This window comes from Pseudomonas lini (genome assembly GCF_964063345.1).
Classification (GTDB): Bacteria; Pseudomonadota; Gammaproteobacteria; order Pseudomonadales; family Pseudomonadaceae; genus Aquipseudomonas; species Aquipseudomonas lini_B.
The window spans coordinates 6,029,578-6,056,065 of record NZ_OZ061318.1; the positions used below are offsets into that span (position 1 = coordinate 6,029,578).

Annotated in this window: 23 protein-coding genes; 13 read left to right on the plus strand and 10 right to left on the minus strand. The window is 55.8% G+C overall.

All coding sequences use genetic code 11. The features are described 5' to 3' along the window. Nucleotides 1–78: 78 nt before the first annotated feature. From AB3226_RS27515 to AB3226_RS27530, 4 genes are all read left to right on the plus strand, one after another. Nucleotides 79–360 carry a hypothetical protein gene (locus AB3226_RS27515; RefSeq protein WP_367375331.1) on the plus strand — a complete coding sequence of 94 codons (282 nt, stop codon included), beginning with the start codon at nucleotides 79–81 and terminating at the stop codon, nucleotides 358–360. A 58-nt stretch (nucleotides 361–418) separates the two neighbouring features. Continuing rightward, the gene (locus AB3226_RS27520; protein WP_367375332.1) at nucleotides 419–1,429 is read left to right on the plus strand and encodes a LacI family DNA-binding transcriptional regulator; all 1,011 of its coding nucleotides are present in this window, start codon (nucleotides 419–421) and stop codon (nucleotides 1,427–1,429) included. 330 nt (nucleotides 1,430–1,759) lie between these two features. After that, nucleotides 1,760–3,424 (plus strand): glucose-6-phosphate isomerase, encoded by a 1,665-nt coding sequence (gene pgi, locus AB3226_RS27525; protein ID WP_367375333.1) that lies wholly within the window; start codon nucleotides 1,760–1,762, stop codon nucleotides 3,422–3,424. A gap of 239 nt (nucleotides 3,425–3,663) precedes the next feature. Next, the gene (locus tag AB3226_RS27530; protein WP_367375334.1) at nucleotides 3,664–4,890 is read left to right on the plus strand and encodes a maltoporin; all 1,227 of its coding nucleotides are present in this window, start codon (nucleotides 3,664–3,666) and stop codon (nucleotides 4,888–4,890) included. Nucleotides 4,891–5,122: 232 nt separating this feature from the next. Here AB3226_RS27530 and AB3226_RS27535 read toward each other — a convergent pair whose 3' ends face one another. After that, nucleotides 5,123–6,211: a GlxA family transcriptional regulator gene (locus AB3226_RS27535; protein WP_367375335.1), complete on the minus strand. Its 1,089-nt coding sequence runs from the start codon at nucleotides 6,209–6,211 to the stop codon at nucleotides 5,123–5,125. A 98-nt stretch (nucleotides 6,212–6,309) separates the two neighbouring features. Here AB3226_RS27535 and AB3226_RS27540 point away from each other — a divergent pair, with 98 nt between their 5' ends. The 5 genes from AB3226_RS27540 to AB3226_RS27560 all read left to right on the plus strand — a co-directional run bounded on the left by AB3226_RS27540 (nucleotide 6,310) and on the right by AB3226_RS27560 (nucleotide 10,816). Beyond that, entirely contained in the window at nucleotides 6,310–7,182 is an 873-nt protein-coding gene (locus AB3226_RS27540; protein ID WP_367375336.1) for a substrate-binding periplasmic protein, read from the plus strand. Between the two features lie 77 nt (nucleotides 7,183–7,259). Then, a complete protein-coding gene (locus AB3226_RS27545; RefSeq protein ID WP_367375337.1) occupies nucleotides 7,260–8,048 on the plus strand; it encodes an amino acid ABC transporter ATP-binding protein in 789 nt (262 codons plus the stop codon). Continuing rightward, nucleotides 8,048–8,704, plus strand: coding sequence for an amino acid ABC transporter permease (locus tag AB3226_RS27550; RefSeq protein WP_367375338.1), 657 nt, complete (start codon nucleotides 8,048–8,050; stop codon nucleotides 8,702–8,704). The genes AB3226_RS27545 and AB3226_RS27550 overlap by 1 nt, the downstream gene beginning before the upstream one ends. Continuing rightward, nucleotides 8,701–9,384 carry an amino acid ABC transporter permease gene (locus tag AB3226_RS27555; RefSeq protein ID WP_367375339.1) on the plus strand — a complete coding sequence of 228 codons (684 nt, stop codon included), beginning with the start codon at nucleotides 8,701–8,703 and terminating at the stop codon, nucleotides 9,382–9,384. The genes AB3226_RS27550 and AB3226_RS27555 overlap by 4 nt, the downstream gene beginning before the upstream one ends. A 4-nt stretch (nucleotides 9,385–9,388) precedes the next feature. Then, on the plus strand, nucleotides 9,389–10,816 hold the full coding sequence (locus tag AB3226_RS27560) for an amidase (RefSeq protein WP_367375340.1): 1,428 nt from the start codon (nucleotides 9,389–9,391) through the stop codon (nucleotides 10,814–10,816). Nucleotides 10,817–10,875: 59 nt separating this feature from the next. On the opposite strand, the gene AB3226_RS27565 is transcribed toward AB3226_RS27560, so the two are convergent. After that, on the minus strand, nucleotides 10,876–11,499 hold the full coding sequence (locus tag AB3226_RS27565) for a LysE family translocator (protein ID WP_367375341.1): 624 nt from the start codon (nucleotides 11,497–11,499) through the stop codon (nucleotides 10,876–10,878). Nucleotides 11,500–11,577: 78 nt separating this feature from the next. On the opposite strand from AB3226_RS27565, the gene AB3226_RS27570 reads away from it, so the two are divergent. From AB3226_RS27570 to AB3226_RS27580, 3 genes are all read left to right on the plus strand, one after another. Next, entirely contained in the window at nucleotides 11,578–11,925 is a 348-nt protein-coding gene (locus tag AB3226_RS27570; RefSeq protein WP_367375342.1) for an Lrp/AsnC family transcriptional regulator, read from the plus strand. A gap of 496 nt (nucleotides 11,926–12,421) precedes the next feature. Then, entirely contained in the window at nucleotides 12,422–13,441 is a 1,020-nt protein-coding gene (locus tag AB3226_RS27575; RefSeq protein ID WP_367375862.1) for a substrate-binding domain-containing protein, read from the plus strand. Next, on the plus strand, nucleotides 13,429–16,449 hold the full coding sequence (locus AB3226_RS27580; RefSeq protein ID WP_367375343.1) for an EAL domain-containing protein: 3,021 nt from the start codon (nucleotides 13,429–13,431) through the stop codon (nucleotides 16,447–16,449). Before AB3226_RS27575 ends, AB3226_RS27580 begins: the two co-directional genes overlap by 13 nt. A gap of 11 nt (nucleotides 16,450–16,460) precedes the next feature. On the opposite strand, the gene AB3226_RS27585 is transcribed toward AB3226_RS27580, so the two are convergent. The 4 genes from AB3226_RS27585 to AB3226_RS27600 form a co-directional block, all read right to left on the minus strand. Further along, the gene (locus AB3226_RS27585) at nucleotides 16,461–17,087 is read right to left on the minus strand and encodes a LysE family translocator (protein ID WP_367375344.1); all 627 of its coding nucleotides are present in this window, start codon (nucleotides 17,085–17,087) and stop codon (nucleotides 16,461–16,463) included. Nucleotides 17,088–17,117: 30 nt separating this feature from the next. Then, nucleotides 17,118–17,222: a LuxR C-terminal-related transcriptional regulator gene (locus AB3226_RS27590; protein WP_367375345.1), complete on the minus strand. Its 105-nt coding sequence runs from the start codon at nucleotides 17,220–17,222 to the stop codon at nucleotides 17,118–17,120. 163 nt (nucleotides 17,223–17,385) lie between these two features. Beyond that, on the minus strand, nucleotides 17,386–17,970 hold the full coding sequence (locus AB3226_RS27595; RefSeq protein WP_367375346.1) for an aminodeoxychorismate/anthranilate synthase component II: 585 nt from the start codon (nucleotides 17,968–17,970) through the stop codon (nucleotides 17,386–17,388). After that, the gene (locus AB3226_RS27600; protein ID WP_367375863.1) at nucleotides 17,967–19,436 is read right to left on the minus strand and encodes an anthranilate synthase component I family protein; all 1,470 of its coding nucleotides are present in this window, start codon (nucleotides 19,434–19,436) and stop codon (nucleotides 17,967–17,969) included. The genes AB3226_RS27595 and AB3226_RS27600 overlap by 4 nt, the downstream gene beginning before the upstream one ends. A 657-nt stretch (nucleotides 19,437–20,093) precedes the next feature. Between AB3226_RS27600 and AB3226_RS27605 the strand changes: the two genes are divergently transcribed. Next, nucleotides 20,094–20,264 carry a hypothetical protein gene (locus AB3226_RS27605; RefSeq protein ID WP_367375347.1) on the plus strand — a complete coding sequence of 57 codons (171 nt, stop codon included), beginning with the start codon at nucleotides 20,094–20,096 and terminating at the stop codon, nucleotides 20,262–20,264. A gap of 202 nt (nucleotides 20,265–20,466) precedes the next feature. Here AB3226_RS27605 and AB3226_RS27610 read toward each other — a convergent pair whose 3' ends face one another. From AB3226_RS27610 to AB3226_RS27625, 4 genes are all read right to left on the minus strand, one after another. Beyond that, complete coding sequence (locus AB3226_RS27610; protein ID WP_367375348.1) at nucleotides 20,467–21,165, minus strand: outer membrane protein; 699 nt, start codon at nucleotides 21,163–21,165, stop codon at nucleotides 20,467–20,469. Between the two features lie 84 nt (nucleotides 21,166–21,249). After that, nucleotides 21,250–21,759: an SRPBCC family protein gene (locus AB3226_RS27615; protein ID WP_367375349.1), complete on the minus strand. Its 510-nt coding sequence runs from the start codon at nucleotides 21,757–21,759 to the stop codon at nucleotides 21,250–21,252. Nucleotides 21,760–21,785: 26 nt separating this feature from the next. Then, nucleotides 21,786–25,208 (minus strand): beta-ketoacyl synthase N-terminal-like domain-containing protein, encoded by a 3,423-nt coding sequence (locus AB3226_RS27620; RefSeq protein WP_367375350.1) that lies wholly within the window; start codon nucleotides 25,206–25,208, stop codon nucleotides 21,786–21,788. 84 nt (nucleotides 25,209–25,292) lie between these two features. Beyond that, a complete protein-coding gene (locus AB3226_RS27625) occupies nucleotides 25,293–26,378 on the minus strand; it encodes an acyl carrier protein (protein WP_367375351.1) in 1,086 nt (361 codons plus the stop codon). Nucleotides 26,379–26,488: the final 110 nt, after the last annotated feature.

Here is a 26,488-nt window from a genome sequence, read left to right on the forward strand (position 1 = left end):
GCTTTCCTTTTCGTTCAGGGAATTCTCCAAAAAGCACTTTCCTGTCCATCCCCTAGGGACGCCCCGATCAAAGAGAGCATGGAAAGGATGTTAGAAAAGCGCTTGCGCAAGCGCTTTCGTCTCGGCTATGCTTTTTTCAACAAGCGCTGCTGCGTCCATCAAATTGGTTCGCAGGATGATCGCTACGATAATAAAAAGGAGTGCCCGGCTATGCTGCATAGCGGATTCCACCATCTCGATTCACAGACTTCAGATGCGCTGCGCATCTCGCTGGGTCTTTCACGAAATTGCGGGTTCGTCCCGGCATCAATTCCGAGAGCCATCGACGCATTTTCTCGCCGTGAGCTTTACAATAGGTAGCAACTGGACATGAGTTCAGCGCTATCCATCAAATCACGTGAGAAAGGAGTGATGCACAGTGGGCGCAAAGATGAGCGATGTCGCGAGAGCCGCGAACGTATCAATGTCTACGGTATCTCATGTACTCAACGGTACTCGTAAAGTACATCCTGACACTGTCCGTAGTGTTAATCAGGCTGTAGAGTCCGTAGGCTATATTCGAAACTCACTCGCTCGGTCTCTGGCTCGTTCCTCTTCGGGTTCGGGTGCCATCGGTGTGGCAATTGCTACGCTTTCAAACTATTACTTCAGTGAAACAGTACGGGCCATCGAAGCGGCATGCGCGAAAAGCGGTTTGATGATGATACTGGTCAATACGCAAAGAGATCCGGAACAGGAACTCAAAGCGGTCAAGGCACTGCATGAGCGACGTGTTGACGGGATTGTACTCGCCTCGGAATTTGATCCAGAGAATCGAGTATTTAATTACTTAAAAGCCAACAAGATACCCACGGTTCTCATCGATCGACTTCTCTCGACATCTTTCGATCAGGTGGGAGTAGAGAATAAGCACTCCTCTCAAGAGTTGATTGCACATTTGATTAAGCTTGGTCATCGGCGTATCGGGATGGTATCCGGACGATTGACTCAGTCTTCTTCTCATGAGCGAATTGACGGCTACCGTGCGGCTTTAGCTGACGCTGGAATTGAGTACGAAGATCAATTGGTTTGCTGTGGTGAATCGGCGATTGCGCCGGCAATGGAAGCCACTCGCCGTTTGCTATCGCTAGAGCGCCCGCCCACCGCAATAATGACTGCAAACAACTTGATGACCATTGGTGCAATGCAGGCTCTTCGTGAAGCGGGGCTTGAGGTGCCAAAAGATATCGCGCTGGTTGGCTTTGACGATTTCGACTGGGCGGATGCTTTTAGCCCAAGACTGACAGTTGTAGCGCAACCTCTCGAGGAACTCGGAGCCCAGGCTGTGAAGCTTTTATTGAAGCGTATCAAGCAACCTGAGGGTAAACGTCAGACTATTAGATTGAAACCCTCTTTAATCCAGCGAGATTCTTGCGGCGCTCTCAAATGACTGTACTCAGGGTTTCGTCCTGAGGATCTAGCGGTGCAGACGTGAATTATTTGGCTCTTGTCCACGTCTCGCCGCCTGGATAACTTTGAAGCTAAATGACTAGCACCTGGTTTCCATTTGTCGTGCACGTATATGTATGTTTGCAGTGTTTTCTGCTTAAGTGCCCCGCGTTCGGTTTTGTTTTCTTCAGGTAATTGGTTGTAACTACAAAATGCAGAGCTTGTTCCTGTGATGGCGCTTCTGCGTTTGCAGAATTACGAAATTCTTAAATTTGGCAAGACAAGAGTCGATTGAGACGGCACAAACCGTATTGGCGAAGAGGGACTGAGCGTGAATAACTACAACAAAACGAATGATGTAACTGCACTGCCGGCATGGCGCAATCTGCTCGACCATCGGGAGAGCATGAAAAATTTTAGTATGCGCGATGCCTTTCGAGATGACAGTAAACGCTTTCAAGATTTTTCCTTGGCGGGCTGCGGGCTTTTTTTGGATTACTCCAAAAACCTGATCACTCACGAGACGCGTTCATTGCTTGTAAACCTTGCTCGCGAGGCCGGCGTGGAACAGGCCGCGCGTGCCATGTTCAGTGGAGAGAAAATCAACTGCTCCGAAGGGCGTCCAGTGCTGCATACCGCGCTGCGGCGACCGGTGGGGGATGCTTTGATGGTCGATGGTCGCAACTTGATGCGCGATGTGCATGGGGCCCTGGCGCAGATGACTGACGTTGTGAGTCGTATCCATAACCATCTGTGGCGTGGTTACAACGACAAGGTCATCACCGATGTCGTAAACATTGGTATTGGTGGCTCATTTCTGGGCCCGGAGCTTGTCTCTGAGGCATTGGCGCCTTTTGCTCGGCATGGAGTGCGGTGCCATTATCTAGCTAACATCGACGGCAGTGAATTCCGAGAGGTTACAGCCGGACTGAATGTAGAAACAACGCTGTTCATCATCTCCAGCAAAACCTTCGGTACGCTTGAAACCTTGAAGAATGCACAAGCTGCTCGTAGCTGGTACTTGGCTAAGGGCGGGACGGAAGAGAAGCTATATCGCCATTTCATTGCTGTGACAAGTAATCGCCAGGCAGCGCTGGATTTCGGCATTCGTGAAGCAAACATTTTTCCTATGTGGGACTGGGTCGGTGGCCGTTACTCACTATGGTCTGCCATTGGCCTGCCGATTGCTCTGGCCATTGGCATCGCTAACTTCAAGGAGCTGCTATCCGGCGCGTACGCGATGGATCAGCATTTCCTGAACGAACCATTGGAACAGAACCTTCCTGTTCTTTTAGCGGTACTCGGCGTTTGGTATCACAATTTTTGGGGGGCGCAAAGTTATGCATTCTTGCCCTATGACCATTACCTGCGCAACTTCGTGAAGCATCTGCAGCAGATGGACATGGAGTCAAATGGCAAAAGTGTCCGTCATGACGGCACGTCAGTGTCCTGTAGCACGGGCCCGGTAATCTGGGGCGGCGTGGGGTGTAACGGACAACACGCTTACCACCAGTTGCTGCATCAGGGAACGCCTCTGATTCCAGCTGACTTCATTGTGCCTGTGGTCAGCCATAATCCAGTGGCTGATCATCAGGAATGGCTGTACGCCAATTGCTTGTCTCAAAGCCAAGCGCTGATGTGGGGCAAAACCCGCAGTGAAGCTGAGGCAGAGCTAAAAGCCAAAGGCCTTTCATCCAGTGAGATTGAACGACTGGCGCCGCATAAAGTGATCCCCGGTAACCGGCCAAGCAATACAGTTGCTCTTGAGATCATCAATCCACATAGCCTGGGTGCGCTGATCGCCCTTTATGAGCACAAGGTCTTTGTCCAGGGCGTCATTTGGGGAGTCAACTCGTTTGATCAATGGGGCGTGGAACTGGGCAAGGAGCTAAGCAACAGCGTCCATAGCCTCCTGACTCGCTATGACGCGCAACCGGCTGATGATTCCTCGACGCAGGGTCTTATAGATTTCTTCCGAGGACGTCATCGGGGGTAGAGCCTCATAAGATTGGACGGGACTAATGCCTTATCGTTAGTTCGTCGTGGTCACTTTGCACTGCCTGGATTTTTCGCATGCTTTTGGTTCAGGTAATGCAGTGTCTTTTTTATTCGATTTAACTTGGTATTTCCCTGTCGGAAACCGGTGCGTGGAGTGAGTCGCGTACCCGAATCAAAAGCGTGCTGTTCGTGTTATCGGCCTTGTCCAATAAATATAACAAACAAAAGGTGTTATGAATGAACGTTAAAACTCTCAGCGCAGTTCTGGGTGCGTCCTTTGCTGTCGGCTTTTTGCCGGTTGACGCGTATGCAACAGACTTCAGTGGTTATTTCCGAACCGGAGTAGGAGATTCGACTCAAGGAGGGAAACAGTCGTGTTTTCAGCTACCGGGCGCGCAATCCAAATACCGTCTTGGCAACGAATGTGAGCAATATCTGGAGCTGGATTTGCGTCAGGATTTGCTTTCACTGGACGACGGCTCGGTGGTCAGCGTGGAAGGCATGGCACAGTTTTATAACGAGTATGGCCATGAACCAAAATTTGACGGGGAGCACGGCTATACGCGGATGAGCCAGCTCTACGCTGAGTGGAGCAAGATGCCGGCATTGAATGGCGGTTCTTTCTGGGCGGGCCGTCGTTACTACAACCGAAATGACATCAATATTTCCGACTACTTCTACTGGAACCAAAGCTCAACGGGCTTTGGGTTCGATCAAGTCGCATTGGGAGATCTGAAATACAGCTACGTGTTCTCACGCAAAGACAACGTCTTCCAAAAGGATTTTGTTACCCGTCATGATGTGACCGTCAGCGGATTCAACACAAATCCCGGTGGCGAGGTTCAGCTGGGCGTCAGTTATCTGGATAAGCCGAGCCGCGAGAATGCTCATCAGGGCTGGTCGGTGGTTGCCCAGCACAAGCAGGTCGCGTTTCTCGGCGGAGTCAACAAGTTCGCTGTTCAATACGGCCGAGGGCCGGGCACCGCATTGGGCTACACCGGTGATACCACGTTGGATGAGAGCAACAAGAGCTGGCGGCTGGTGGAGTTTTTCGACTGGCAAATGACTCATGCTTTCAGTGGTCAAGTTGAATTGGTCTATCAAAAAGACACGCGCCCTGATGGTGATGATCAGAACTGGTTATCCATTGGTGTTCGGCCAATTTATGCGTTCACGGATCAGTTCAAGTTGATCACAGAAGTTGGGCGCGACCAGGTTGAAGCCGCAGACGGTACCCGAAAACTCACTAAGTACACCATCGCGCCGACTTGGTCTCCGAAGGGCACGGGATTCTGGGACCGGCCGGAATTTCGTCTGTATTACACCTACGCAACCTGGAACAAGGCTGCGCAACGTGCCGCCATCTTGCAATCTCCGGGATCGGCGTTGTCTGATACCGGTTCGTTTGGTACAGACCTGCACGGCTCCAACGTAGGGTTTCAGGTCGAGTATTGGTGGAAATAAACGCCTGAAATGACAGTGGCTGACAATCAGCCCGAATCTGCAACAACTGTCGGATAGCGAGGGCAATCTAACGCTTCTTCTCAAACAGGAAGGGAGTGGTGAGAGGGCGCTGAACGTTGTGACGTTCAGCGCCATCGTTGATCGAACATTGTTGAAGCTTTATTAGGCGAGTCACTCAGAGTGAGAGACAACGTCACCATCCTTTTATCCGGTGATCGAGTTTGTAATTGCGTCACTGTGTCGCTTTTCGCATCAACTCTTTGCGCAATTTTCCGGGGGACATGCCAAACATGTTCTGAAAATGTCGAATGAAATGAGGTGCGTCGGCGAACCCGCATTCGAAAGCGATTTCCCCTATATGTCGATCCGAGCTGATGAGGAGCCATCGGCCAAACCTGAGTCGAACCTGGCGGTAGAATTGGGCTGGCGTGTTACTGGTTTCGGCGACAAACAGCCGCTCAAGTTGCCGTTTACTGGTACCGACAAGGTTTGCGATTGAGTCAATGTCCAAGGGTTCGGTCATGTGCTTTTCCATCAGCATCACGGCTTCGTGCAGACGCCTGTTCGAAGAGCTGGCGTAGCCAAGAGCCTTTCGCCGGTCGACGAAACTGCCGGAACTGCTTTTTGCGACCGTCATCTGATGAACAACTTTGCCGGCCCGATCCGGGCCGCAATGCACCCCAATAAGATGAATGGCCAACTCAATTACCGAGATACCGCCTGCGCAGGTGATCCGATCCTTGTCGATGAGGAAGTCACTGTTGCTGACAAAGCGCAATCTGGGGAACAGACGTTTCCAGTCGTCGCAATGGTAGGCATGTACGCAAGCAGTACGTCCCTCCATCAAGCCATGTCGAGCGAGCACGAAGCTGCCCGTGCATAGACCGATCAACGGCACGTTAGCGGCTGCTGCCTGAAGCAGAAATGCCGGATACGTCTTTGGTGCAGCCTCAAGGGAATCAAGCAGCCCACCAATCACCACGATGTAATCAAATTGATGAGGATTGGTGAGCTCACTGTCGATAGGCACATCCAGTCCGCAGCTGGAAATGACTCTTTGCCCAGGGGTACCCAGTACTTTCCATTGGCAGCGTATCGGACGGCTCTGATCGCCCGTATCGGCGGCATGTCGCAGCGCATCGGTCAGCCCTGACAGTGACAGCAAGGGGAAGCGCGGCCACAACACAATGCCAATAGATAACTCAGTGGCGCCGCGTCGCTTTGGCGGATTTCGTGCCTGGCCATTATCAAGCCCTTCCACGAGGCTTTCGCTGGAGGCCTTGGGCAGTACGTCTCCGAAATGTCGCAAATGTTCAATCATTCATGCAAACCATCCAACCAGTTATACCGCCGATCACCATACGATGAGCGCCTGCCCAACACCATGCTGTTCATAAAAAAACAATCGAGGAGCACGTGATGAAGAAGCCCAACGTTCAACGTATTGCCGGTATCTATGCGGGTCTGCTGGTATCCATGCTGGCCTCGGTACCGGCATTCGCACTGGAAACGGTAGAGCCGGGAAGCCTGACTATTGCGTTCAGTGGCGATATGCCGGGGACCGGTTATCAAGACAGTCGAATGGTCGGCTACGACGGTGAAATCCTTCAACAAATTTCCGAGAAGCTGGGTTTGAAAGTTAAACCTGCGTTGATGGACTGGGCCGGCACCATCGCCTCGGTGCAGGCTAAACGTGTGGATGTCATGGCCGGCACCATGGGCTGGACCGAGCAGCGCGCGAAGATCATGACCGTGAGCGATCCGATTCACTATTTCAAGAACGGCATCACCCAGACCGACAAGACCAACTGGAGCAGCCTCAAAGATTTGCAGGGCAAGAAGGTCGGCACCATCACGGGTTTCTCGTTCATCCCTGAGATGCGCAAGATCGAGGGGCTACAAGTGGCGCTGTACGACACATCCGATGCCGCTGTGCGCGATCTCCTCGCCGGGCGCATCGATGCAGTGATCGGCGATCCTCCGGTCATGCAATACGCCATTTTCCGCAACGAGCAGTGGCACCTGCACTTCAACGCTTTCACGGATAACGATCCGAATTTCCCCCTGCTGACGGGTCTGGGCCAGGTGGTGTACGGCTTCAATAAAGGGGCCAATCCGCAGCTGGTGGCGGCCGTGAACGAGCAGATCCAGGCTCTCTGGAAAAGCTGTGAAATGCGCAAGATCGGTGCCCGCTACGGTCTGACTCAGGATGTCTGGTATGTGCCGGAAGGCAAGGATCTGAGGCTTGGTGTCGACCGCCCGGCGGACTGGAAACTGCCCGGCTGCCAGTAAGCGCTTGAGCGGATGAATCGGCCTGATGCCCCGTGCCGATTCATCGCCATGTCTATAACAAAAAGAGGTTAACCAAGATGTCGACCCCGTCCGAACCTGCGTTGCTGCGAGTGCATGACCTGCACAAAAGTTATGGTGATCTGGAAGTGCTCAAGGGTATCAACCTGGAATTGAAAGCCGGTGAAACCCTGTCATTGATCGGCCCCAGCGGGTCGGGAAAGTCCACTTGCCTGCGTTGCATCAATTACCTGGAAAAACCCACTCGAGGCGATATCTGGCTGGGCGACGAGTTGATCGGGCAGATCAAGGACGGTAAACGCATACGTCTGATGAGTGATCGGGAAATGGCTCCGCAGCGACGCGAGATCGCGATGGTGTTCCAGCTCTTCTATCTCTGGCCGCATCTGAGCGTACGCGACAATGTCGCGCTGGGGCCGATCAAGGCACAGGGTACGCCGCGCAAGCAGGCCTATGAGCTGGCTGATGCCATGTTGGAAAAAGTCCATCTGCGGCACAAGGCCGAGGTCTATCCCGAGCAATTGTCCGGCGGGCAGCAACAGCGGGTCGCTATCGCCCGTGCGTTGGCTCAACAACCTAAAGTCATTCTGTTCGACGAACCGACCTCGGCGCTGGACCCCGAACTGGTGGGTGAAGTACTGGCCGTGATTCGTGAGCTGGCGCATGAGGGCCGCACCATGATCATGGTGACCCACGAAGTGCGATTCGCTCGGGATGTGGCGGATCGGGTGATCTTCATGGACGGCGGACACATTGTCGAGCAAGGGCCTTCGGCACAGGTAATCGACAACCCCAGCCATGAGCGCACCCGCAGCTTTCTTGGACGCATGGCCATGGAGGGCGCTTGATGGCGAACTTCGAGGTCTTTCTCGGGCTACTGCCCCTGTTGTTGAAAGGCGCGCTCACCGCCCTGGAAATCGCGCTGTGTTCCTTGCTGCTGGCGAGTGCCGGCGGAATAGTCCTGGCGGTGTTGCTGACGTTCGGTCGGTCACGGTTGTTGCATGGGGCGATCGGCTGTTTCATTGAATGGATGCGCAATGTTCCCGCTCTGGCGCATCTGTTCCTGATTTATTTCGGTCTCTCCTATCTTGGCATCAACTTGCCCGCGTGGCTGGCCGCCATCGTTGGCTTGAGTCTGGTGGGCAGCGCGGTGTTGGCCGATATTTTCCGTAGCGGCTTGCAGTCGCTGCATGTCGGTCAGCATGAAGCCGGGCTGGCTGTCGGCCTGAGCCGGATGCAGATTCTGCGTTGCATCCTCTTGCCCCAGGCCCTGCGCGTAACGTTGCCGGCGTTCGCCAACTACGTCACGCAACTGGTCAAGGACACGTCCATCGCCTCGGCCATCGCCGTGCCGGAGATCATGTTCCTGGCGCGCAATCTGGTGACCTCCACCTTCCAGACTTCACTGATCTATTTGGCTGTGATGTGCATCTACGCCGCGATGATTTTGCCGATCGGTGTGGGATTCATTCGGCTCGAACGTCATTTTGGGAGCGCGCGATGATCAGTTTTTTTCAGCAATACCCAGAGTACTGGAGCGACTGGATCGCTCGCCTGTTGCTCGGTGCACGGATCAGCGCCGAATTGTCCCTGATGGGGTTCGCTCTGGCGGCCATATTGGGTGCGTTATTGGCCTGGGCGATGAGAAGCCCGAGCGTCCTCCTCAAACGGTCGGCCGCGTACTTTATTCAGAGCATGCGCGCCGTACCTCTTTTGGCATTGTTGCTGGCCCTGTATTTCGCGTTGCCCAGCCTGGGATTGACGTTGTCTGGCTATTGGGCCGGGGTCATTGGTCTGGGTTTGCAGGGCGCCGCTTACGTCGCGGAAATCCTGCGTGGCAGCCTGGATTCGCTGCATCGCGGCCAGCGCGAGGCCGCCATCGCCATCGGACTGACACCGCTGAAAGCGTTTACGTCAGTCATCCTGCCGCAAGCGATTCGCGGCATGTTGCCGCCACTGCTCAACGCCTATGTGTCGATCCTCAAGGACAGCTCATTGTGCGCCCTGATCGCTACCGAAGAGCTGATGCTGGCTGCGCGGGCCATCGCTTCGGAAACCTTCCTGCCCATGCATGTCTTTCTGCTGGTAGGGCTGTTCTATTTTGTTATCGCTTTCCCTCTTTCAATGCTGTCGCGTGTGCTTGAAAAGCACTTTTCACGCGGGCGCAAAACCCTGCGAGGTTGAATACATGAGCACCATGGATCGAGTTACTTCCCACAGCATTGCCCAGTTGCAGCAGGCGCTGGATGCGGGATCGCTGACTAGCGAAGCGCTGGTTCGTGCGCAACTGGCGCGCATCGAGCACTTTGACGAGCAGCTCAATGCCTATGTCGAGGCCTATCCCACGCGAGCTCTCAATGCGGCCATCGCTGCGGATCGTCAACGTGCGGCTGGCATACGCCTGGGACCGCTGCATGGCATTCCTCTGGCGATCAAGGACTTGTTCGAGATCGATGGCCAGGCCATCACGGGTGGGTCATTGGCACAGGCACCGCGTGTTTCGAGGTTGACCGCCACCGCAGTGCAACGCCTGGAGCGTGCCGGAGCAATCATTCTTGGCAAGACCCACACAGTCGAATTCGCTTTCGGTGGCTGGGGTACCAACGCGGTGATGGGCACGCCGTGGAACCCGTGGGACCGCAACGTGCATCATGCTCCGGGTGGCTCAAGCAGCGGCTCGGCAGTGGCCGTGGCCAGTGGGTTGGCAAGCGCTGCGTTGGGCACCGACACCGGTGGCTCGGTGCGGATTCCTGCGGGCATGTGCGGCTTGGTCGGGCTGAAAACCACGCGTGGGCTTATCAGTCGCCATGGCTTGATCGAACTGTGTCCGTCGCTGGATTCGGTGGGGCCTATCACCCACACAGTTGAAGATGCGGCGTGGATGCTGGATGCACTGCTGGGCCCGGACCCGCTGGATCCGGTTTCGGCCCAGGCGCCTGTATTCAGCGCCGCTGCCGGTCTCAATCAGTCGGTAGCCGGTTTACGCATCTGGGTGTTGCCAAAGGCCGAACGAGCGCATGTCGCTCCCGGGGTGCTCAAGGCTTACGATTTGGGGCTCGAGCAACTGGCCGCGTTGGGCATGCAACTGATCGAGCAACCGCTACCCACGTCGTTGGAGCAGTGCATGCGCATCGCGGGTGGGCTGATGAGCGCCGAAGGTTACGCCAGTCTGGGTAGCTTGTTCGAGCGCGACGATCTGCGTTTCGACCCCCATGTTCAACGCCGCGTACTCAGTGGTCGCGCCATCGACGCAGCGTCGTATATCCAGTTGCACAATCAGCGCCGCACCGCTCGGCACGCCATGCAGGAGGCCATGACCCACATAGACGCCTGCGCTTTCCCGACTAACGCTATTGGCAGTGTGCCGTTGGATGAGGTCGATGAATATGGCACGCCACTGGCCTTGTTGGGGCGGTTCGCCAACTTGCTGAACCTGTGTTCGGTGGCGCTGCCCATCGGGTTCGATGAAAAGTGCATGCCGGTTTCGATGCAGATTGTGGGTCGGGCATTCGCCGAACCACTGATTCTGCGCATCGGCCATGCCTATCAACAGGTCAGCGATTGGCACACGCTACGGCCTGAAGGCTGGGAGCTGGCAGATAACGCGGTTGCGTGAGGGATATCTGTCGAGATCATGCTCACGCAGTAGCGACTTTCGGCAGTGACGATCGCGGGTCACTGCCCTTGATACAACAGCGTCAACGCGAAGGCGACCAGGAGGAAGGCTGAGGTGTAATCTATCCACTTTAACCAAGAGGCGTTCAATCGTTTCACGACTGACGAGCATGCTCCCGCCAAGCCCGCCCACCATAGTGCAGACCCAAGAAATACCCCAAGCACAAGCCGTGCTCCAGTTGTCATGTCTGATTGACTGACCCCCAGCCCAGCAAAAAGCGTCACGAAACCAAGGATGGTCATTGGGTTGGACAGTGTCAGCAGGCATGTTGTCGAGTACATACCCCATAGATCCCGGGTGGTTGATGAAACGACGTCGACGCCACCTTTTCTTCGCCAGGTTTTCCAGGCCAAGTAAAGAAAGAAAACTGCACCCGCTATCCGTAAATATCGGGTATCACCGATCAGCGTCAATAATCCAGTCAGCCCAAACAGAGCCGTCAATGCATAGGCCGCATCAGCTGTCGCCGCTCCCATCCCGGTCGTAAATCCTGCCTTGAATCCTCCTCTTAAAGTATTTTGGACACACAGTAAGCCTATCGGCCCGACGGGAGCAGCAATTGCCAAGCCTAGTAGTATTCCCTTGATCCACATGACAGGATTCTCCTTTTTCGTGGTCTCCATTTTGAATGGCTCACCTCTGCGAATCCCATTGCGATTTGATGGTTTGCAGGCCTCTCCACCTAACAAACGATGTTTTCAATGCCGATGACTGACAGACCTCTCGATCGCTTGGACAAACGCCTTTTGGCAGAACTTCAGGTAGACGCTCGTTTGAGCTTTGCTGAACTGGGAAGGCGAGTGGGGCTCTCAACGCCCGCTGCAGCCGAACGAGTTCGCAAGCTTGAAGATCGAGGTGTGCTGCGAGGATATCGAGCTGAACTCGATAGCCATTCCATTGGTTATCCGGTGACAGCATTCATTAGGCTATACGTCCCTACGGAACACTATGCCAAGGTATTGTCGGTCATTGAGGGGATGCCTGAGGTGCGAGAGGCCCATCACGTAACAGGCGATGCTTCATTCGTACTTAAAGTTGTTGCGGCCTGATTGGCTGCGCTGGAAACGTTAATCTCCTCCTTTGATTCATATGGCGGCACCGAAACTTCGGTTGTTCTTTCGACTCGCCGGGAACCCGTGGCCTGCCTATCAATCCCTATTAAGCTGGGTGTTCTTGATAGCCCCTTCAAACCCGCCCAGAATCAAGTCCATGGGCCATGGATCTTGTCCCATTTACTGAATGTTCAGGACTAAAGTTCGCGCACTTTACCGAGAAAAGGCCTGATGACAGCAGAACCGACTATCCTTTCGGATGGTGAACACTGCACTTTTGGCAAAAAGGGACGCCATGCCAGACTATGATCGCGCCATCGGCTTCAGACTCGGCATCGCATGCGGTGATCGAACCTGTCTGCTCAGGCCCTGGATATTCAGGCCCTGGCTACCCTGGATGGCTTCAATTACGGTCTTCTGTCTTTTCACGGCAACTCCCGGATACGGCCAGAACGTGCCAGCTGCAGCGGGTGTCGAAAACGCCACGGTTACGGTGATTCAGGCGCAGGAAATCGTTTCCAGGGCCACCCTCGAAGCCGTTCGCTGGAGCGGCCCTGAATCCGGTCCGCAGGCGCTGCGGGGCAAGAGCATCGCCCTTGTCGCAGAAGATTTGCGTAACGGAGGAATTGTCGGGGTCGCGCAGGGCGCTCGCGAGGCAGCCAAGGCGATGGGCTGGACGCTGAAGATATTCGATGGCGCCGGATCATCGGCCGGGCGCGCAAAGGCCTTTTCCGATGCCCTGGCGGCGAACCCCGATGGCCTCATTTTGTGCGGCTCCGATGCCCTGGAGAACAACGCGGCGCTCATCCTCTTCGCCAACAGGAGTGTGCCGGTGGTTGGCTGGCACGCCGGGGCACGCCCCGGGCCGATTGACGGCACGCCGGTGGCCATGAATGTCACGACCGACCCGCTCGAAGTGGCTCGCCTCACGGCCATGGCGGCAGTGGCACAGTCAAATGGACACGCCGGCGTGGTCATCCTGACCGACTCCAAGTACAGCATCGCGATGGCGAAAGCCAAGGCCATGGAAAACGTCATTCGGGCCTGTCAGGAATGTACGTTGCTGGAAGTGCGCGATGTCGCGATCTCCGAAAGTGGCGAGAAGATGCCGGCGATCACCAAGGAGCTGCTTCAGCACTATGGAAAGCGCTGGACCCATACGCTGGCCATCAACGATATCTATTTCGACTACTCGATTGCCTCATTGACCAACGCCGCAATACCCAGTGACGGCATCAGTCTGTTGTCTGCCGGTGATGGCAGCGCTTCGGCTTTCTTGCGCATACAGGCAAAAACCTACCAGACCGTTACCGTGGCCGAGCCGCTCAACCTGCATGGCTGGCAAGTGATGGATGAATTGAACCGACTGTTTGCAGGTCAGCCGGTGAGCGGCTTCGTAGCGCCGATTCACTTGGTCAATGCCGACAATATCGCTTTCGACGGCGGGAAAAAATTCCAGTACGACCCTGACAATGGCTATCGAGACATCTATCGCCACCAATGGAATCCCTGACATTGGACGTTACTTCCCGGCTCGGACGCCACCTATTGCCGCAATCGCTGCGCGCACAGTTCACATTGGCGTTTCTGACGCTGGCGCTGCTGATCCTGGCGGGTGGTGCAACTGCGGTCTACGCGTTGCGCACGTCAAATAGCGCCACCCGCCAGCTGACGGATGAACGACTGGTCCGCATGCAAGATGGGCAAGACATGCTGCAGCGTACCTTGCTGATCGAACGCCAGACCGATCAGCTTCTGACAACCCGCTCCTCCGATACCCTGCGTTCAAGCTATGCGGCGACCGTCGAACAGCTTGAAGCCCTTGATCAACTGGTGCAGCAGCTGACTGCCGCGAACAGTGGCGTGGCTATACTCGACATGCATCAGTCGAGTCAGATGTTCCGCAATACCGCCAACATCGTTGCGCAGCTGCGCGAAAGCCTGCTGCAAACCGAGGTCACCTTCGAGCAAACCCTGGAGGATTACACCGCCCGGTTAACCGCGACCCCGACCCGGGCCAGCCTGGAACTGGCGGTGTTACTTTTCGATCTGCCGCAGGCTGTTGACGGTGATGCCGTGCAACGGCTACGTGTCCGATATGAGCGCCTGTCACGCACCGCAGGCAAGTTACCCGACGCTGATGTGCAGACGCCCGATCTCTTCTCCCTGCGCCTGAGACTCATCAATCAGTACAGCGTCATACAACGCTTCAATGAGGAACTGAAGAATGAAGCCGGGGTTCTGGTCGCGGTGGCCCGTGCGCAATCCAGTGCTTACACCGAAGACTATCGCGAAGCCGTGCAGCACCTGGTCGAGGCCTCAAATCGTAGCCAGCAATGGGTGCTGATCATGTTGGGCGCCAGCCTGGTGTTCGCCTGGTTTGTGACCCGGGTTTTCATGGGCCGTCACGTGCTCGTACGCCTGAATGAAATAAGCCGGCAATTGCGTCAGGAACGCACTGACAAAACGCATTTGATGATGGCGGAACATGGGAAGGACGAGATCGGCAACATGGCTCGCGCGGTGAATCAATTCCTCAAAGACCGACTTCAGCTGGAAAAAAGAACGGTTCAATTGAGTATCGCCACAGAACGGCTCGCGTTGCAAAACAGCCGATTAGAGCAAGAAGCCATCATCCGTGCCGGACAAGGTCATGTCCTGGAATTGATCGCCAGGAGCACCGAGCTTGCAGAAGTCCTCGACAGCCTGGCTCACCTGGTCGAGTCCCAACTGGAGGGGATGATGGTGTCCATCCTGGTGCTGGATGAGGATGGCAAGCACTTGCTGCACGGGGCTGCGCCCAGTTTGCCGAAAGCCTATAACCAGCTCATTGACGGGATTGCGATTGGTCCGAACGTCGGTTCATGCGGCACCGCGGTGTATCGACGAGAACCGGTCATCGTCACGGATATCGAGCTGGATCCGCTGTGGGAGGAGTACCGTTCAGTCGCTGCGCCCTATGGATTTCGCGCCTGTTGGTCGACGCCGATTCTGTCCCATGAGCGAAAGGTACTGGGTACGTTTGCCTTGTATTCCAGCACCGTACGCAGCCCTAGCTCGACCGAGACGCGACTGATCGACATGGCGACACCGCTTGCCGGTATTGCGATAGAACGCCAACTGACCGAAAAGCGCATTCGCTATATGGGCGACCATGACGCACTCACCGGGCTGCCGAATCGCACACTGCTCGAAGACCGTCTCAAGCAGGCAATACTTTATGCTCAGCGCTATAGCCGGCTGGTGACGGTGGTGTTTCTCGATCTGGACAAATTCAAACTGGTGAATGACAGCCTTGGGCACAGTGCTGGAGACGAACTGCTGAAAACCGTCGCTCAGCGCATGCTGGAGTGTGTACGACGCACCGACACCGTCGTGCGACTGGGAGGCGACGAGTTTGTAATCATCCTGTTTGACCAGCCCTCAGACCTCGACGGCGTTACTCAAGTCCTGCACAAAATCCAGGAAGCCATCCTGCGGCCGATTCAGCTCAGCGGACATACACTCCACGTCACCTGCAGCATGGGGTTGGCCACTTACCCTGCCGACGGCAGCGATACCGAGACGTTGCTCAGCAATGCGGACGCCGCCATGTACCGTGCCAAGGAGCTGGGTCGCAACAGTTACCAGTTCTATACGAGCGAGATGAATAATAAGGATCAGGGCAAGCTCGCCATGCAAGACGGGCTTCGAAACGCACTCAACCATGATGAGTTCCTGCTGCTATACCAGCCACAGGTGGATTTGCAGTCAGGTCAGATTATCGGCGTAGAGGCACTGATCCGCTGGCAGCATCCCGAGCTTGGCATGGTGTCTCCAATCAAATTCATTCCGCAGGCCGAAGAGACCGGGTTGATCGTGCCCATCGGCGACTGGGTGATTCATACCGCGTGCAGACAAAACAAGGCCTGGCAGGATGCGGGCTGGCCGCCGATCACCATGTCGGTGAATATTTCAGCACGCCAGTTCATCGAAAGGGACCTGATCGACCGGGTGAGGCATGCCTTGCAAGAAACCGGACTGGACCCGATGTACCTTGAGCTGGAGCTGACCGAAAGTCTGATCATGCAAGACCTTCAGCAAGCCATCAGCAAAATGAAGGAACTGCAATCAATGGGGATCAGTCTCTCGATTGACGACTTCGGCACCGGCTACTCCAGCCTCGCAGCATTGAAAAGCTTCCCGATCGCGAGACTCAAGATCGACCAGTCTTTCGTGCGTGATCTGCCCGACAACGAGAACGACAAAGCCATCGCCACCGCAGTGATTTCGTTGGGGCACAAACTGAACCTCAAGGTCATTGCCGAAGGTGTCGAAACCGAAGAACAGCAAACCTTCCTGCGTGAAAACGGTTGCGATGAAATTCAGGGTCATTTTTTCAGCCGCGCGATCAGCGCAGAGGAAATCAGTCTGTTACTGCGTACGTCCCGGTCGCCTCAACCGAGCCGTATTGCGAGCCCTGACCCGGTAAGGCGAAAACGCGATGAAAAACGCCCAAGCAGTCCAATACCCGGGCGTTAATGACTCAGCGTTCATTTCTGGCTAAGAGCAGCGATGGAAAGTCCTGACACGATGAAGGTCAATCCCGCGCCGAGGTTGAGGCCGTTGGCAAGGCGCGGGCGTTGACAAATGTATTGCGACAGGCGCGTGGCGAAGATGCCCATCAACGAGAACCCCACGGCCGTCAACAGGGCGAACCAGAACCCGTAGACCAGCATCTGTACAGTGACCGAGCCGAGCGTGGGATTGATGAATTGCGGGATGAACGCCAGTACGAAAAACCCTGGCTTGGGATTGAGCGCCGCCGAAAGGAAGCCTGTGAGTAAAATGCTGCGCAGTGGCTGCCGCGCGGCGGGAGCGAAGGTCACCAGGCTTCTGGAGCGCAACACCTTGACCCCGAGCCAGAGCAGGTAGGCGGCCCCCACCAGTTTGACGACCCAGAAGGCGACTGCCGATGTCTGGATCAATAGCGTCAGCCCTAGCGAAGCGGTGGTAACGTGAAACAGGATGCCCATGCCAGACGACAGGCCTGACACGATGGCTGCCAGGCGCCCCTGGCTTAGTCCGCGGCCTATCGCCAGAAGATTGTCAGGGCCTGGAGACAGGACCAGCAGTACGCAGGCTGTAGTGTAGGTGAACCAGATATCCATCGGAAACACGGTGACGCTCCTTGTGAGCTATGAGTCGGGTCAACTGATGATGCCCAGGACGGCTGCCCTGACCACCGCTGCGGTTTTATTAGTGGCGCCGAGTTTACTCACGGCGTTCTTCACGTGGAATTTAACGGTCGGCATCCTTGGCAAGACTCATGAAGGCAGTCAGCGGTGCGGCACGCCCGGCCTGGGTCCGGCCGCAGACGGGGGAGTTGTGTTTGTCCATAAACGAGTCGCTCTTGTGGTAGCAGGAATGAAACAACCGGAGCACGGAAAAGAAGGGGCGTGCGCCCCTCTTGGCAGATCACTGGTGCACGTAACACCTGATGAAACTGCGGAACAGCTCCAGACCGTTTTCGGTCAGGATGCTTTCAGGGTGAAACTGCACCCCCTCCACCGGCAGGAGGCGATGACGCACGCCCATCACATAACCATCATCCGTGGACCTCGAAGTTACCTCCAGGCAATCGGGTAGCTGCTGGTCGCTGATCATCAGCGAATGATAACGGGTGGCCTGTATGGCGCGTGCTTGCGTGTGGTCATAGACGCCCTTGCCATCGTTTTCGATCTTGCTCACCTTGCCGTGCATCACGTGAGGAGCCCGGCAAACCTGGGCACCAAAGGCCAGGCCGATGGCCTGATGACCCAGGCAAACGCCCAGCAGCGGTAAACGCCCCTGCAAGTGCCTGATCACTTCAATGTAGCCAACGTCGGCCGGATGCCCAGGTCCAGGGCCCAGCACGCAGAAATCCGGCGAGAAAGCCTCAATGCGCTGGATGAGGTCCGGCACGTCGTGACGTTCGACGCGAGTTTCCAGCCCCAGTTGTTCCAGGTACTGGCTGATGATAAAGACGAAGCTGTCGTAGGCATCGATCAGGAATACTTTCACAGTCCGATCTCCTTGCCGGTCACCGCGCGGTATACAGAACCCATCTTGTACAACGTCTCTTTCCACTCCATCTCGGGTACCGAGTCGGCGACCACCCCGGCGGATGCCCGCAAGTGGTAGGTACCCTCGTCGAAGACCGTTGAGCGTATGCACAAGGCGGTATTGACGCTGCCATCGAAACCCACCAAGCCCAAGGCTCCGGCGTAGATACCCCGGCGGTTGCTCTCCATCCCCTCGATCAGCTCCATCGCTCTTACCTTGGGAGCGCCGGACATGGTTCCAGCGGGGAACGAGGCCTTGATCACGTCATAGGCATCCAGGCCGGGGCGGAGCAGGCCGCGAACGTTCGACACCATGTGATAGAGGTGCGAGTACTCCTCCACCAACATGAACTCATCGACTTCCAGCGAGCCGGCCTGGCATACGCGACCGATATCATTGCGACACAGGTCGATCAGCATCAGGTGCTCGGCGCGTTCCTTCTCCGAGCGGGTCAACTCCAGGACCAACTGGGTGGGATCGACGCCGGGCTTCTTGCCGACAGTACCGGCGATCGGACGCATCTCTATCAAATCGTCCTTGATCCTGACGAACAGCTCAGGACTGGCACCGATCAGGTCGATACCGCCCACATGGGCCAGGTACATGTAAGGAGAGGGGTTGCGAAGTCGCAGGTTCTGGTACACATCGAACGGCGAAACCTTCGAGCGGATGCGAATCTCATGGCCCAGCTGGATCTGATAGACGTCGCCAGCGCGGATGTGCTCCATCGCTACTTCGACACGTTCGAAGAATTGCTCCGGGTTGACCGTGCGGATTTCCTCGAATGTCTCTGGATACGGTGGCAGATCCAACGCCTCGGACGCTGGGGTTGTGGCCAGGAAAGGGTAATCCTCCAAGGTACGGCGCGCCCACAGGGGGTGGTTGTTGATCAGGGTTTCGACAACGCCATTGCTGTGGAAATAAACCAGTGTCTGATAGACCGAAAGGGCGATGAGTGGGTAGCTATAGGTCTGTTCGGCCAGATCGGGTAGCCGCTCAATCAGGCGAACACAGTCGTAGGAGAAATAGCCAAAGAACGCCAGGCTGCAAGGGGCATCAGGCGCAGGCTGGAACATAGCCTGAATAGCCCTGAGCAGGCTCCACGCGGCCTCGCTGTCCGGTAGATGGATTTTGTACTCATGATCTATCTGCACGCCCAGTTGTGTCAGGCTGACGGACAAATGGTCACAAAGCGCAGGGCACCCTCGCAATTGTGCCTGGCCCTCATCGATGCAAACTTCGAAAAGGGGGTCGAGCCCGATGATCGTCGCCCTGCGATCACGGCTTGGACCGGAAAGTGATTCAAGAATAAAGACAGACTCGCGACCCAGTTGTGCCAGTGCATTTGCATATATGCCAAGTGCATCCGTAGATCGATGTTCCTCACGGCGAAGAACATTCACGCAAATTAAATTGTTATTCACGGTTAATACCATTTTCAAGGTGCAACGATTCAGGCGTTCCATTAAGAGAGCGCCACGGGAATATAAAGTACGCAGGCACTTTAAATACGTGTTGACGGATATCCTGAGTATTCGAGACGGACGCTTTTCATGCCGCGCGCAATACAAGACTTGCAACGGATTGCAGTCAAGCGATGTGCAGGGCACAAGGCGCGAGCGCCTTCGATTTCATGGATGAATGATCAGGACGTTGCTGGCAGGCAGCAGACAGGCTCCGGTCTTCGCTTGATTAGCGACGCCAGATATTGCTTTTAAAAATGGCCAGAATGGCCCGGGAACAGCTGTCGGGATAGCTGTGGGAGGAACTGATAGCAGAAAGGTGATAGTACATTTTAGACATCCCAGTCTTGGCTAAGTACTGCGGGGAATGATCGGCAGTGCAGCGAAATTACCAGTGCCCCCCAAGGCTGTCAACTGCTGTGCGGATATTAATCTTTCATTCATTCTTTAATGTCGACGGGACGGAAAACTATTCCTGCGCATATGTAATCGCGCGTGCTTTTAACAAGAAACTCGGGCGCGCACAGCTGCGGAATACCGTAGCTGGGTATTTGTAACTTCTGTCACTAACGTGGCGGCCGTTGAGTTCCAGTAACCCATCAAACCTGTGCGGCTGAAATGAAAGAGCATTTAGAGACATTCAAGACGCGGTCCGATCCGACTCGTCATGCCTATTGGACTGATGTCCTCAGCGACACCGCGCTGACTGCATGGCACCAGGAACAATTGCGGGAAGTGATCGGCCACGTGAAGCGTTCTTCGCCGTTCTATTCCCGGCACCTTGCCTAGGTCGATGAGCGTTCGCTGACCTTGGACGACCTCGTAACCTTGCGGTCGTGGTTGGAACAGGGCGGGAGATCTCAGGGACTGTTGTGCGACTCGGATCGGGGCTCGCAAAATGGCAGTCGACAGTGAGGCCCCGCATCGAAATTTTTCACCGGCTTGTCGTAGCGACGCCTCACCAGTGCAAGGCGCCGATCGGTTTAACTGCTTAGAACCAATACTTCAGGCCGAGCATCAATGACTGTGCGCTGTAGTCAGTGCGCACATCGCCTTGGGGCAGGCCTTGAATGTCACCGAAGTGCGCTTCGCGCGTCTTGATGTATCGGTAATCCAGGGACATCGACCATTGCTCGGTAAGCTCGAAACCTACCCCGGCTCCGAGTTGATAGGCCGATACGGTGTCGCGATGAGTGCCGCCGAACTGGACCCCGCCGGCTTCCAGACCACTGACCGTCAGGGTGGTGTAGCCCAGGCCGCCGCCAATGTAGGGGGTGAACCGACTGAAGGGGGCTGGCAGGTTCAAGACGTCATACCAGAGATTGGCCATCAGGCTGGTGGCTTCCTCTTCGCCTTTGCCGTCGATGCTCCCGCCGCCTTCGTAGACCCGGTTATTGAACTGGGTCAGGGTATTTTTGCGGTAGCTGAGTTCCACTTCAGGTCTGAGCCCGACGGGAAACCGCCAGCCCAATGCCAGTCCGGTGGCGTAGCCGGAGTCTAGCGGTTGGTTGAACTCCATCTCGACAAAATCGAGGTTGTTCTGGTTAAGGTCCTGCGCAGCAACCCAGTTCAGGCCGCCCATGACACTGATGTAGGGGCCGAGCGTGTCGGCGGAACTGGACGCTGGAGCGATAAGGCCCATGCCAATGACGCCCATCACGAGATACTGAGGTTTTTTTAGTAGGTTCATGCTCGGTCCGAAGTGTGCCGTTATCGATGAGTAAGCGAAGCGTGTTCGGGAGCGAGCGTTCAACGCGCTCCCTCCCGGGATATTTCATGCGCGGTGCAAATGCTTGCCGGGTTTTTCGAGCCTTGGGGTGCCGACTGCATTCGCTCGTTGTTCAGCCAAAGTGCTCAGGTTGGCCAGTGCGGTGGTCATTGCCGCGGTCAGCATTTTGCGTAGCAGCCCGCGGTATAAAAAACTCAAGGGGCCGGAGATCTTCGCGCTATGGATGACCTGGGTTTCATTCGGCGAAAGTCTGCGCATCTGGTGATCGAATTCGAGGTCGATCCAAAGCAGTTTTGCCGTATTCCGATAGCTTTCATGCACGCTCACCGTTTCCAGTTTCAGCGGCATGTTCAGGCCGTTTTTGAGGACGCATTTACCTCGGGTTCCCGGTTGAAACGGGCCATTGAGTTCACAATGGCGGACGTCGGTATCCCATAACGGCGCTTCTGAAAAATTGCTCCAGATCTTCCATATTTCAGAAGGCGGCGATTTGACTATGACTTGCACTTTGACATCGTTCACGGCGACACCTTGGTTGTTTGGGGGCAGGGTCATGCTGAGGAGTGAAATCAATTTAAGCTTCAAGCGGCGGGCGCGGATTGACTCAGCACTTGAGCGGTAATACTGGCTTGTCCGATTTTTTCGCCCCGGTTGAACAGGTCGATATAGATGCGGTTGGTTTTGAACGGCTGATCCTGGGCGTCAAAACCGGCTTGCGGTGCCAATGACAGCGGACTGTTCCTGGGGATTGGCCGATCCAGGGTGAAACTCAAGGCCAGCAGGTTCATCGGGGTGTTGAGTGGAATCCGCAGATAGCTGTGGGCAATCTGCATGTAGCACTGGCGCGCAACTTCGAGGAAATACACCATCGAATAGTGCTCGGGGTCGCCCTCCTGGAAGAAGTGTTCATCCGGCAGTTTCAGTGTGTCCACGCTCAAGCCCTGAGCGACCCCGCTCATGTCGCTGACGATGACGTTTTCGTCTCTGGCCTTGTGCAGCAAGGCCTTGTCGCGGCAACGAGTGGCCGTGAACTCGCCGGCGGGCGATGTCTCGAATGCCGAGCTGTAGGCCATCCCAAGGATGCAGGTGCACATCAGCTTTCCGGCCTGCATGACCTTCGCATTGAATACCTGGGGGTCTTTGCCTTGTTCTACATGCAGATCAATCACACCCTGTTTTTGTACGTATTGCTGGAACTTGATAGTCAGGGTTTTGACATAGGCGGCTCGTCCACTCAGTGGGGGCATGGCGAGTTCAATCAGTTGCAACACACCCTCAAGCAATAAAATGCCGGGGATGTGATCAAGCGGGTGATCGAAGAAATAGGGGTGCGCTTCATTCACCACGAGTTGGGCGTGCAGTGACTGAGGGCTGCGCTGGACGTTGGCGATCACGATGTTTTCCGGGCAACGTTGCCAGTGCGCCGGGCGCTGGGTTTCAGCACCACGGTGCAGGGCGAACAGGCCCTCCATGGCGCGAACTCTGACACGCAGCCCTGAGAGCAGGGTGTTGGTCAGCATGTCGCTGAGTTGCAACACGTCGACGCCGTCGTGTTGCGGCTCGCGGACAAGGCTGACAGGGCGGGCAGGCGGGTTGACCTGCTGCAGATCGTGGGGGGCCGAGTGAGCAAATCGCAACGTGAAAGGATGCTTGATGGCAGGGGCGGGTTCGGCCGCCGTCGGACTCCATTCCTGAAGCTTTTCGGTCAATAGCCACATCACTGCCTTACCGGCTTGGCGAACCTCGATCACCGTGTGAGCCGATTTGCTCAACATCACCGCCAGCAGGGTTTCAATGCCAGTGGCTTCAGCCAGGAAGCCGGTCATCTCTTGCAGTGATCCGCTTGCAGGAGTCGTATCAGGCTGCAGCTCGCAGACTTCAATATTCTGCAATTGACTGCGCTCTTTGCCCAGCAGTTGGCAAGCCTCTTCAAGCGAGTTCGCGGCATGGGCGAGGACCGCTGCGCGGATCACCAGCAAAGGTTTGTCGCTGGAGTCCGGTTGATAAGGACGCAGCGCAATCAGCCCCAGTCCTTCACCTTGCGTGGTTGCGGAATGCCGGGCGCGTTCGATCTCGATTTCACCGCTGATAAAGCGCCCCGCACCGAGCAAGAGAGTGGTGATGCCCTCCTTGAACCATTGCCGGGATGCCAGCAAGGTTTGCCAGAACACTCCCGGAGTGCCGACCAGTGTTTGATGGAAACCCCTGAAGTCAAAAATCTGCGCCGGATAGCCGGACAACATATTTGGCAACATGGTTGCCACGTCCGATACCTCCACGCCCGGTGGCATGCCTTGAGCCCCGGCGTAGTAGTTGTGAGCGCTGCTATACGCATTGCTGAAGCGTTCCCCACCCATGTTGCAGCACATGACCATCGCCGTGCCGGGTGAGCCGGCCACACCGGGCAGGCGTCGCAGTAAATGGTTGACGCGATCGGTGATCAACAGCTTGAACGGATCGACATGGGCCAGAGGTTTTGGACCCATACCGAAACCGTCGATATCAATGACGCGATCCTGCGCCAGGAATTTTCCCAGTAAGGGCTGAGCGGGAGCAGGGGTGTAATCAACGAAGCGCCCATAAGGAAAAATGACTGAGGGTGCTGCTGGCTGATTGAGCTGCTGCTTGAATGATTGCAATGAGCTGTGACTGCCGATCGCCGCTTCAGCCTCGACAATGGCAAGGTCCAGCCTCAGCACGCCGGGATGAGGAATGGCCATGGGGGCGGCGGGGTGGTTGTCGGGAATGTATTCATCCACCACCAGATGCGCATTGGCGCCGCCAAAACCAAAGCTGGAGATGCCTACCCGGATCGCCGACTGACGATCAGCGAGGGGCTGTATCTGCTCTGTGGCCAACTGCAGGCAGGTCTCGTCGACTTTTGTGCTGGGACGGTAGTCGGGCTGAGGTGGAATACCTTTATGACGCAAGATCATCAACGCTTTGGCGAGCGAAGCGCCGCCGGCGGCGGCCAGGGGGTGACCAATGACGGACTTGATCGAACCGATGGTGATTTTTTTGCCGTCTGTGCGATGGGGGGCGAAGAAGCTGTTCAACGAGCCCAGCTCTGTCGCATCACCCAGCGGTGTTCCGGTGCCATGGGTCTCGATGTAGTCCACGTCGTTGGGATCAAGACCGACATAGGCACGCTGATAAGCCGTGTACTGGGCCTGTTTGCCAGGCGCAAACACTGAGCCTTCGGCGCCATCGGCGGAAAGCCCCAATGCCCGTAAAACGCCCAACGGGCGGCGCTGCGCAATCAGGGCCTGCGAGACGGGTTCGACCAGAAAGGCGACCGCACATTCGCCTGGCACAATACCGTCAGCGTCCTGGCCGAACGCCTGCATTCGGGCCCGGGCGGAAAAGGCGGTCAACTGCGAGAATCCCAGAAACAGCGCCGGCGGCAGCACGGTGTTCAATGCCATGACAATCGCGTTATCCGCCTGTCCACTGTTGACCAGGGCCTGGGCCATATCGATTGCATAGGGGAACGAACTGCAGGCGGTATCCACTGATAACGCCGGACCACCCAAGGCAAAAGCCGCCGCCAGTTCAGCGACTTGTTCACCCGGTGTATAGCCCTGCGGGGCATTGGTTTTTCCGGACATTCCTGTGACGAAATAACTCTCGTCACTCCAGGACGTCGCGACCACCAATGCGGTGCGTTCCTTGATCAGCGCCGAGCCTTGTCCGGCAAGCTGGGTGAGGAGCGTCTGGAGTACTTTCTTGCCGATGGCGACCTGTCGTCCTTCATGCCGTGACGGGGTTGATACGTCATCGGTCAGGCAAAAAGCACTGTCCAGGTAAACGCGATCCTTTTCTCCTGCCTTCGCCGAGTATATCGACGCTTTATTCAGTTCCCAGCGTGTCAACATCGACTGGACAGGCGCTATCTGCCCTTGCGAGAGCAAGTGCCAAAGCGCATCTGTTGACGGCGCTCCTGGAAACTCGCCAGCCATTGCGCTGAAGCAAAAATCGCCTTCTGTTGTTACCGCGCCACTCATACCCAATCTCCTGATTGCCAAAATGCTGGGTGATCTGTTCGATCACCCGGATTCCATGCCATTTTTTTGCAGTGGCTCAGTGCATCAGCTCAGTCTTGTCAGAAGCGACAAGGCGTCCTGCGGCGTACGCCGCGACATTAGCGCTTCACCGGCAAACTCGCTGGCAGAACACTGTTGCGCCATTGATTGGCAGAGTGCTTCTCGGGCAAAACCGTTTAGCCCCAACTGCGCAAAGGGCGTCTCAATGTCGATCGACTGTGGCGCGTCCGGGATCAGGGGTGACAGGGTGTTGAAAAGCAGATTGCTTATTTGCCCTTGGGAGTCCGTTGTGGCAGGTGATTGGACTTCGGTGGAGCGTGTTGATACCGACTCGGGGCTGGCCAGGGCGGTTTTAATCAGGGCGATTGTTTCCTGCGGGAACTTGGCGTTGACCAGCTCAGTGCTGTTGGCCTTGAGTTGCGGCCACAATGCGACGACCGATTCCAGGAAGTCCAGCTGCACCAGGGAGTCCAGGCCCAGGCTTTCATAGCTTTGTTTTTGGTCGATCTGGTCAACCGTAAAACCGGTGATATTCGCCAGTTGTTCAAGTACCCAGGCTTCGACATCCACGGCAAGCGCCTTCGGATTGGCTTCAAGCCGTGCCAGCAAGGCGGTAGGGGTGGGAGCATCAAAGAGTAGCGAGGTAAGCTCTTTCTTTTCCGGAAAGTGCTGGCCCAGGGATTCGAAAATATCGACCAACCCCAGCGAGTCGATACCCAGACTCTCGAAACTTTGATCGAAGTCGATTTGTTCTTTTTTGAATCCGGTGACCGAGCTTATTTCGGTGCGCAACCATTGCCCGTAGCTGAGTGCAGGCGTTTGTTCCGCAACAGGTGCCGATGCCAGTATTACCGAGTTCGAGTGTACGGGCTCCAGCACCGGAAGGTTCTTGGCGGCGGGAGCTTCAATCCCATGGGCATAAACGCCCTCAAGGACTTGTTGATGAGCATTGAAGTAATGCGCGGTGACGGATTCGGCCTGCTCCAGCACACGCATCAATATTGATTCTTTTGCTACATTGGATTCGCAAAGTGAATCAATGATCTTTTCTGAAAGAGAGAAATAGCTATGAGCTATTTTTCCATTGGACACGATGAATTCCTGCACAACATCATTGAGTTGGACGCGCATGAGGTCTCCTAACCAAAGTCGGTATAAGTTTTCTATAAGTAAGAAATCAAAAGTCATGGCCCACGGGTGGGCCTTGTGCGAATCAATGAACCAAACTGGCAGTAGTCATA

Excerpts from the sequence above, each read along its gene's own strand:
- AB3226_RS27515 (WP_367375331.1), top strand. The coding sequence starts at position 79 with ATGGAAAGGATGTTAGAAAAGCGCTTGCGCAAGCGCTTTCGTCTCGGC.
- AB3226_RS27530 (WP_367375334.1), top strand. The coding sequence starts at position 3,664 with ATGAACGTTAAAACTCTCAGCGCAGTTCTGGGTGCGTCCTTTGCTGTC.
- AB3226_RS27535 (WP_367375335.1), bottom strand. The coding sequence starts at position 6,211 with ATGATTGAACATTTGCGACATTTCGGAGACGTACTGCCCAAGGCCTCC.
- AB3226_RS27540 (WP_367375336.1), top strand. The coding sequence starts at position 6,310 with ATGAAGAAGCCCAACGTTCAACGTATTGCCGGTATCTATGCGGGTCTG.
- AB3226_RS27545 (WP_367375337.1), top strand. The coding sequence starts at position 7,260 with ATGTCGACCCCGTCCGAACCTGCGTTGCTGCGAGTGCATGACCTGCAC.
- AB3226_RS27550 (WP_367375338.1), top strand. The coding sequence starts at position 8,048 with ATGGCGAACTTCGAGGTCTTTCTCGGGCTACTGCCCCTGTTGTTGAAA.
- AB3226_RS27555 (WP_367375339.1), top strand. The coding sequence starts at position 8,701 with ATGATCAGTTTTTTTCAGCAATACCCAGAGTACTGGAGCGACTGGATC.
- AB3226_RS27560 (WP_367375340.1), top strand. The coding sequence starts at position 9,389 with ATGAGCACCATGGATCGAGTTACTTCCCACAGCATTGCCCAGTTGCAG.
- AB3226_RS27565 (WP_367375341.1), bottom strand. The coding sequence starts at position 11,499 with ATGGAGACCACGAAAAAGGAGAATCCTGTCATGTGGATCAAGGGAATA.
- AB3226_RS27570 (WP_367375342.1), top strand. The coding sequence starts at position 11,578 with ATGCCGATGACTGACAGACCTCTCGATCGCTTGGACAAACGCCTTTTG.
- AB3226_RS27580 (WP_367375343.1), top strand. The coding sequence starts at position 13,429 with ATGGAATCCCTGACATTGGACGTTACTTCCCGGCTCGGACGCCACCTA.
- AB3226_RS27590 (WP_367375345.1), bottom strand. The coding sequence starts at position 17,222 with ATGCCGACCGTTAAATTCCACGTGAAGAACGCCGTGAGTAAACTCGGC.
- AB3226_RS27605 (WP_367375347.1), top strand. The coding sequence starts at position 20,094 with ATGAAAGAGCATTTAGAGACATTCAAGACGCGGTCCGATCCGACTCGT.
- AB3226_RS27610 (WP_367375348.1), bottom strand. The coding sequence starts at position 21,165 with ATGAACCTACTAAAAAAACCTCAGTATCTCGTGATGGGCGTCATTGGC.
- AB3226_RS27615 (WP_367375349.1), bottom strand. The coding sequence starts at position 21,759 with ATGACCCTGCCCCCAAACAACCAAGGTGTCGCCGTGAACGATGTCAAA.
- AB3226_RS27620 (WP_367375350.1), bottom strand. The coding sequence starts at position 25,208 with ATGAGTGGCGCGGTAACAACAGAAGGCGATTTTTGCTTCAGCGCAATG.
- AB3226_RS27625 (WP_367375351.1), bottom strand. The coding sequence starts at position 26,378 with ATGCGCGTCCAACTCAATGATGTTGTGCAGGAATTCATCGTGTCCAAT.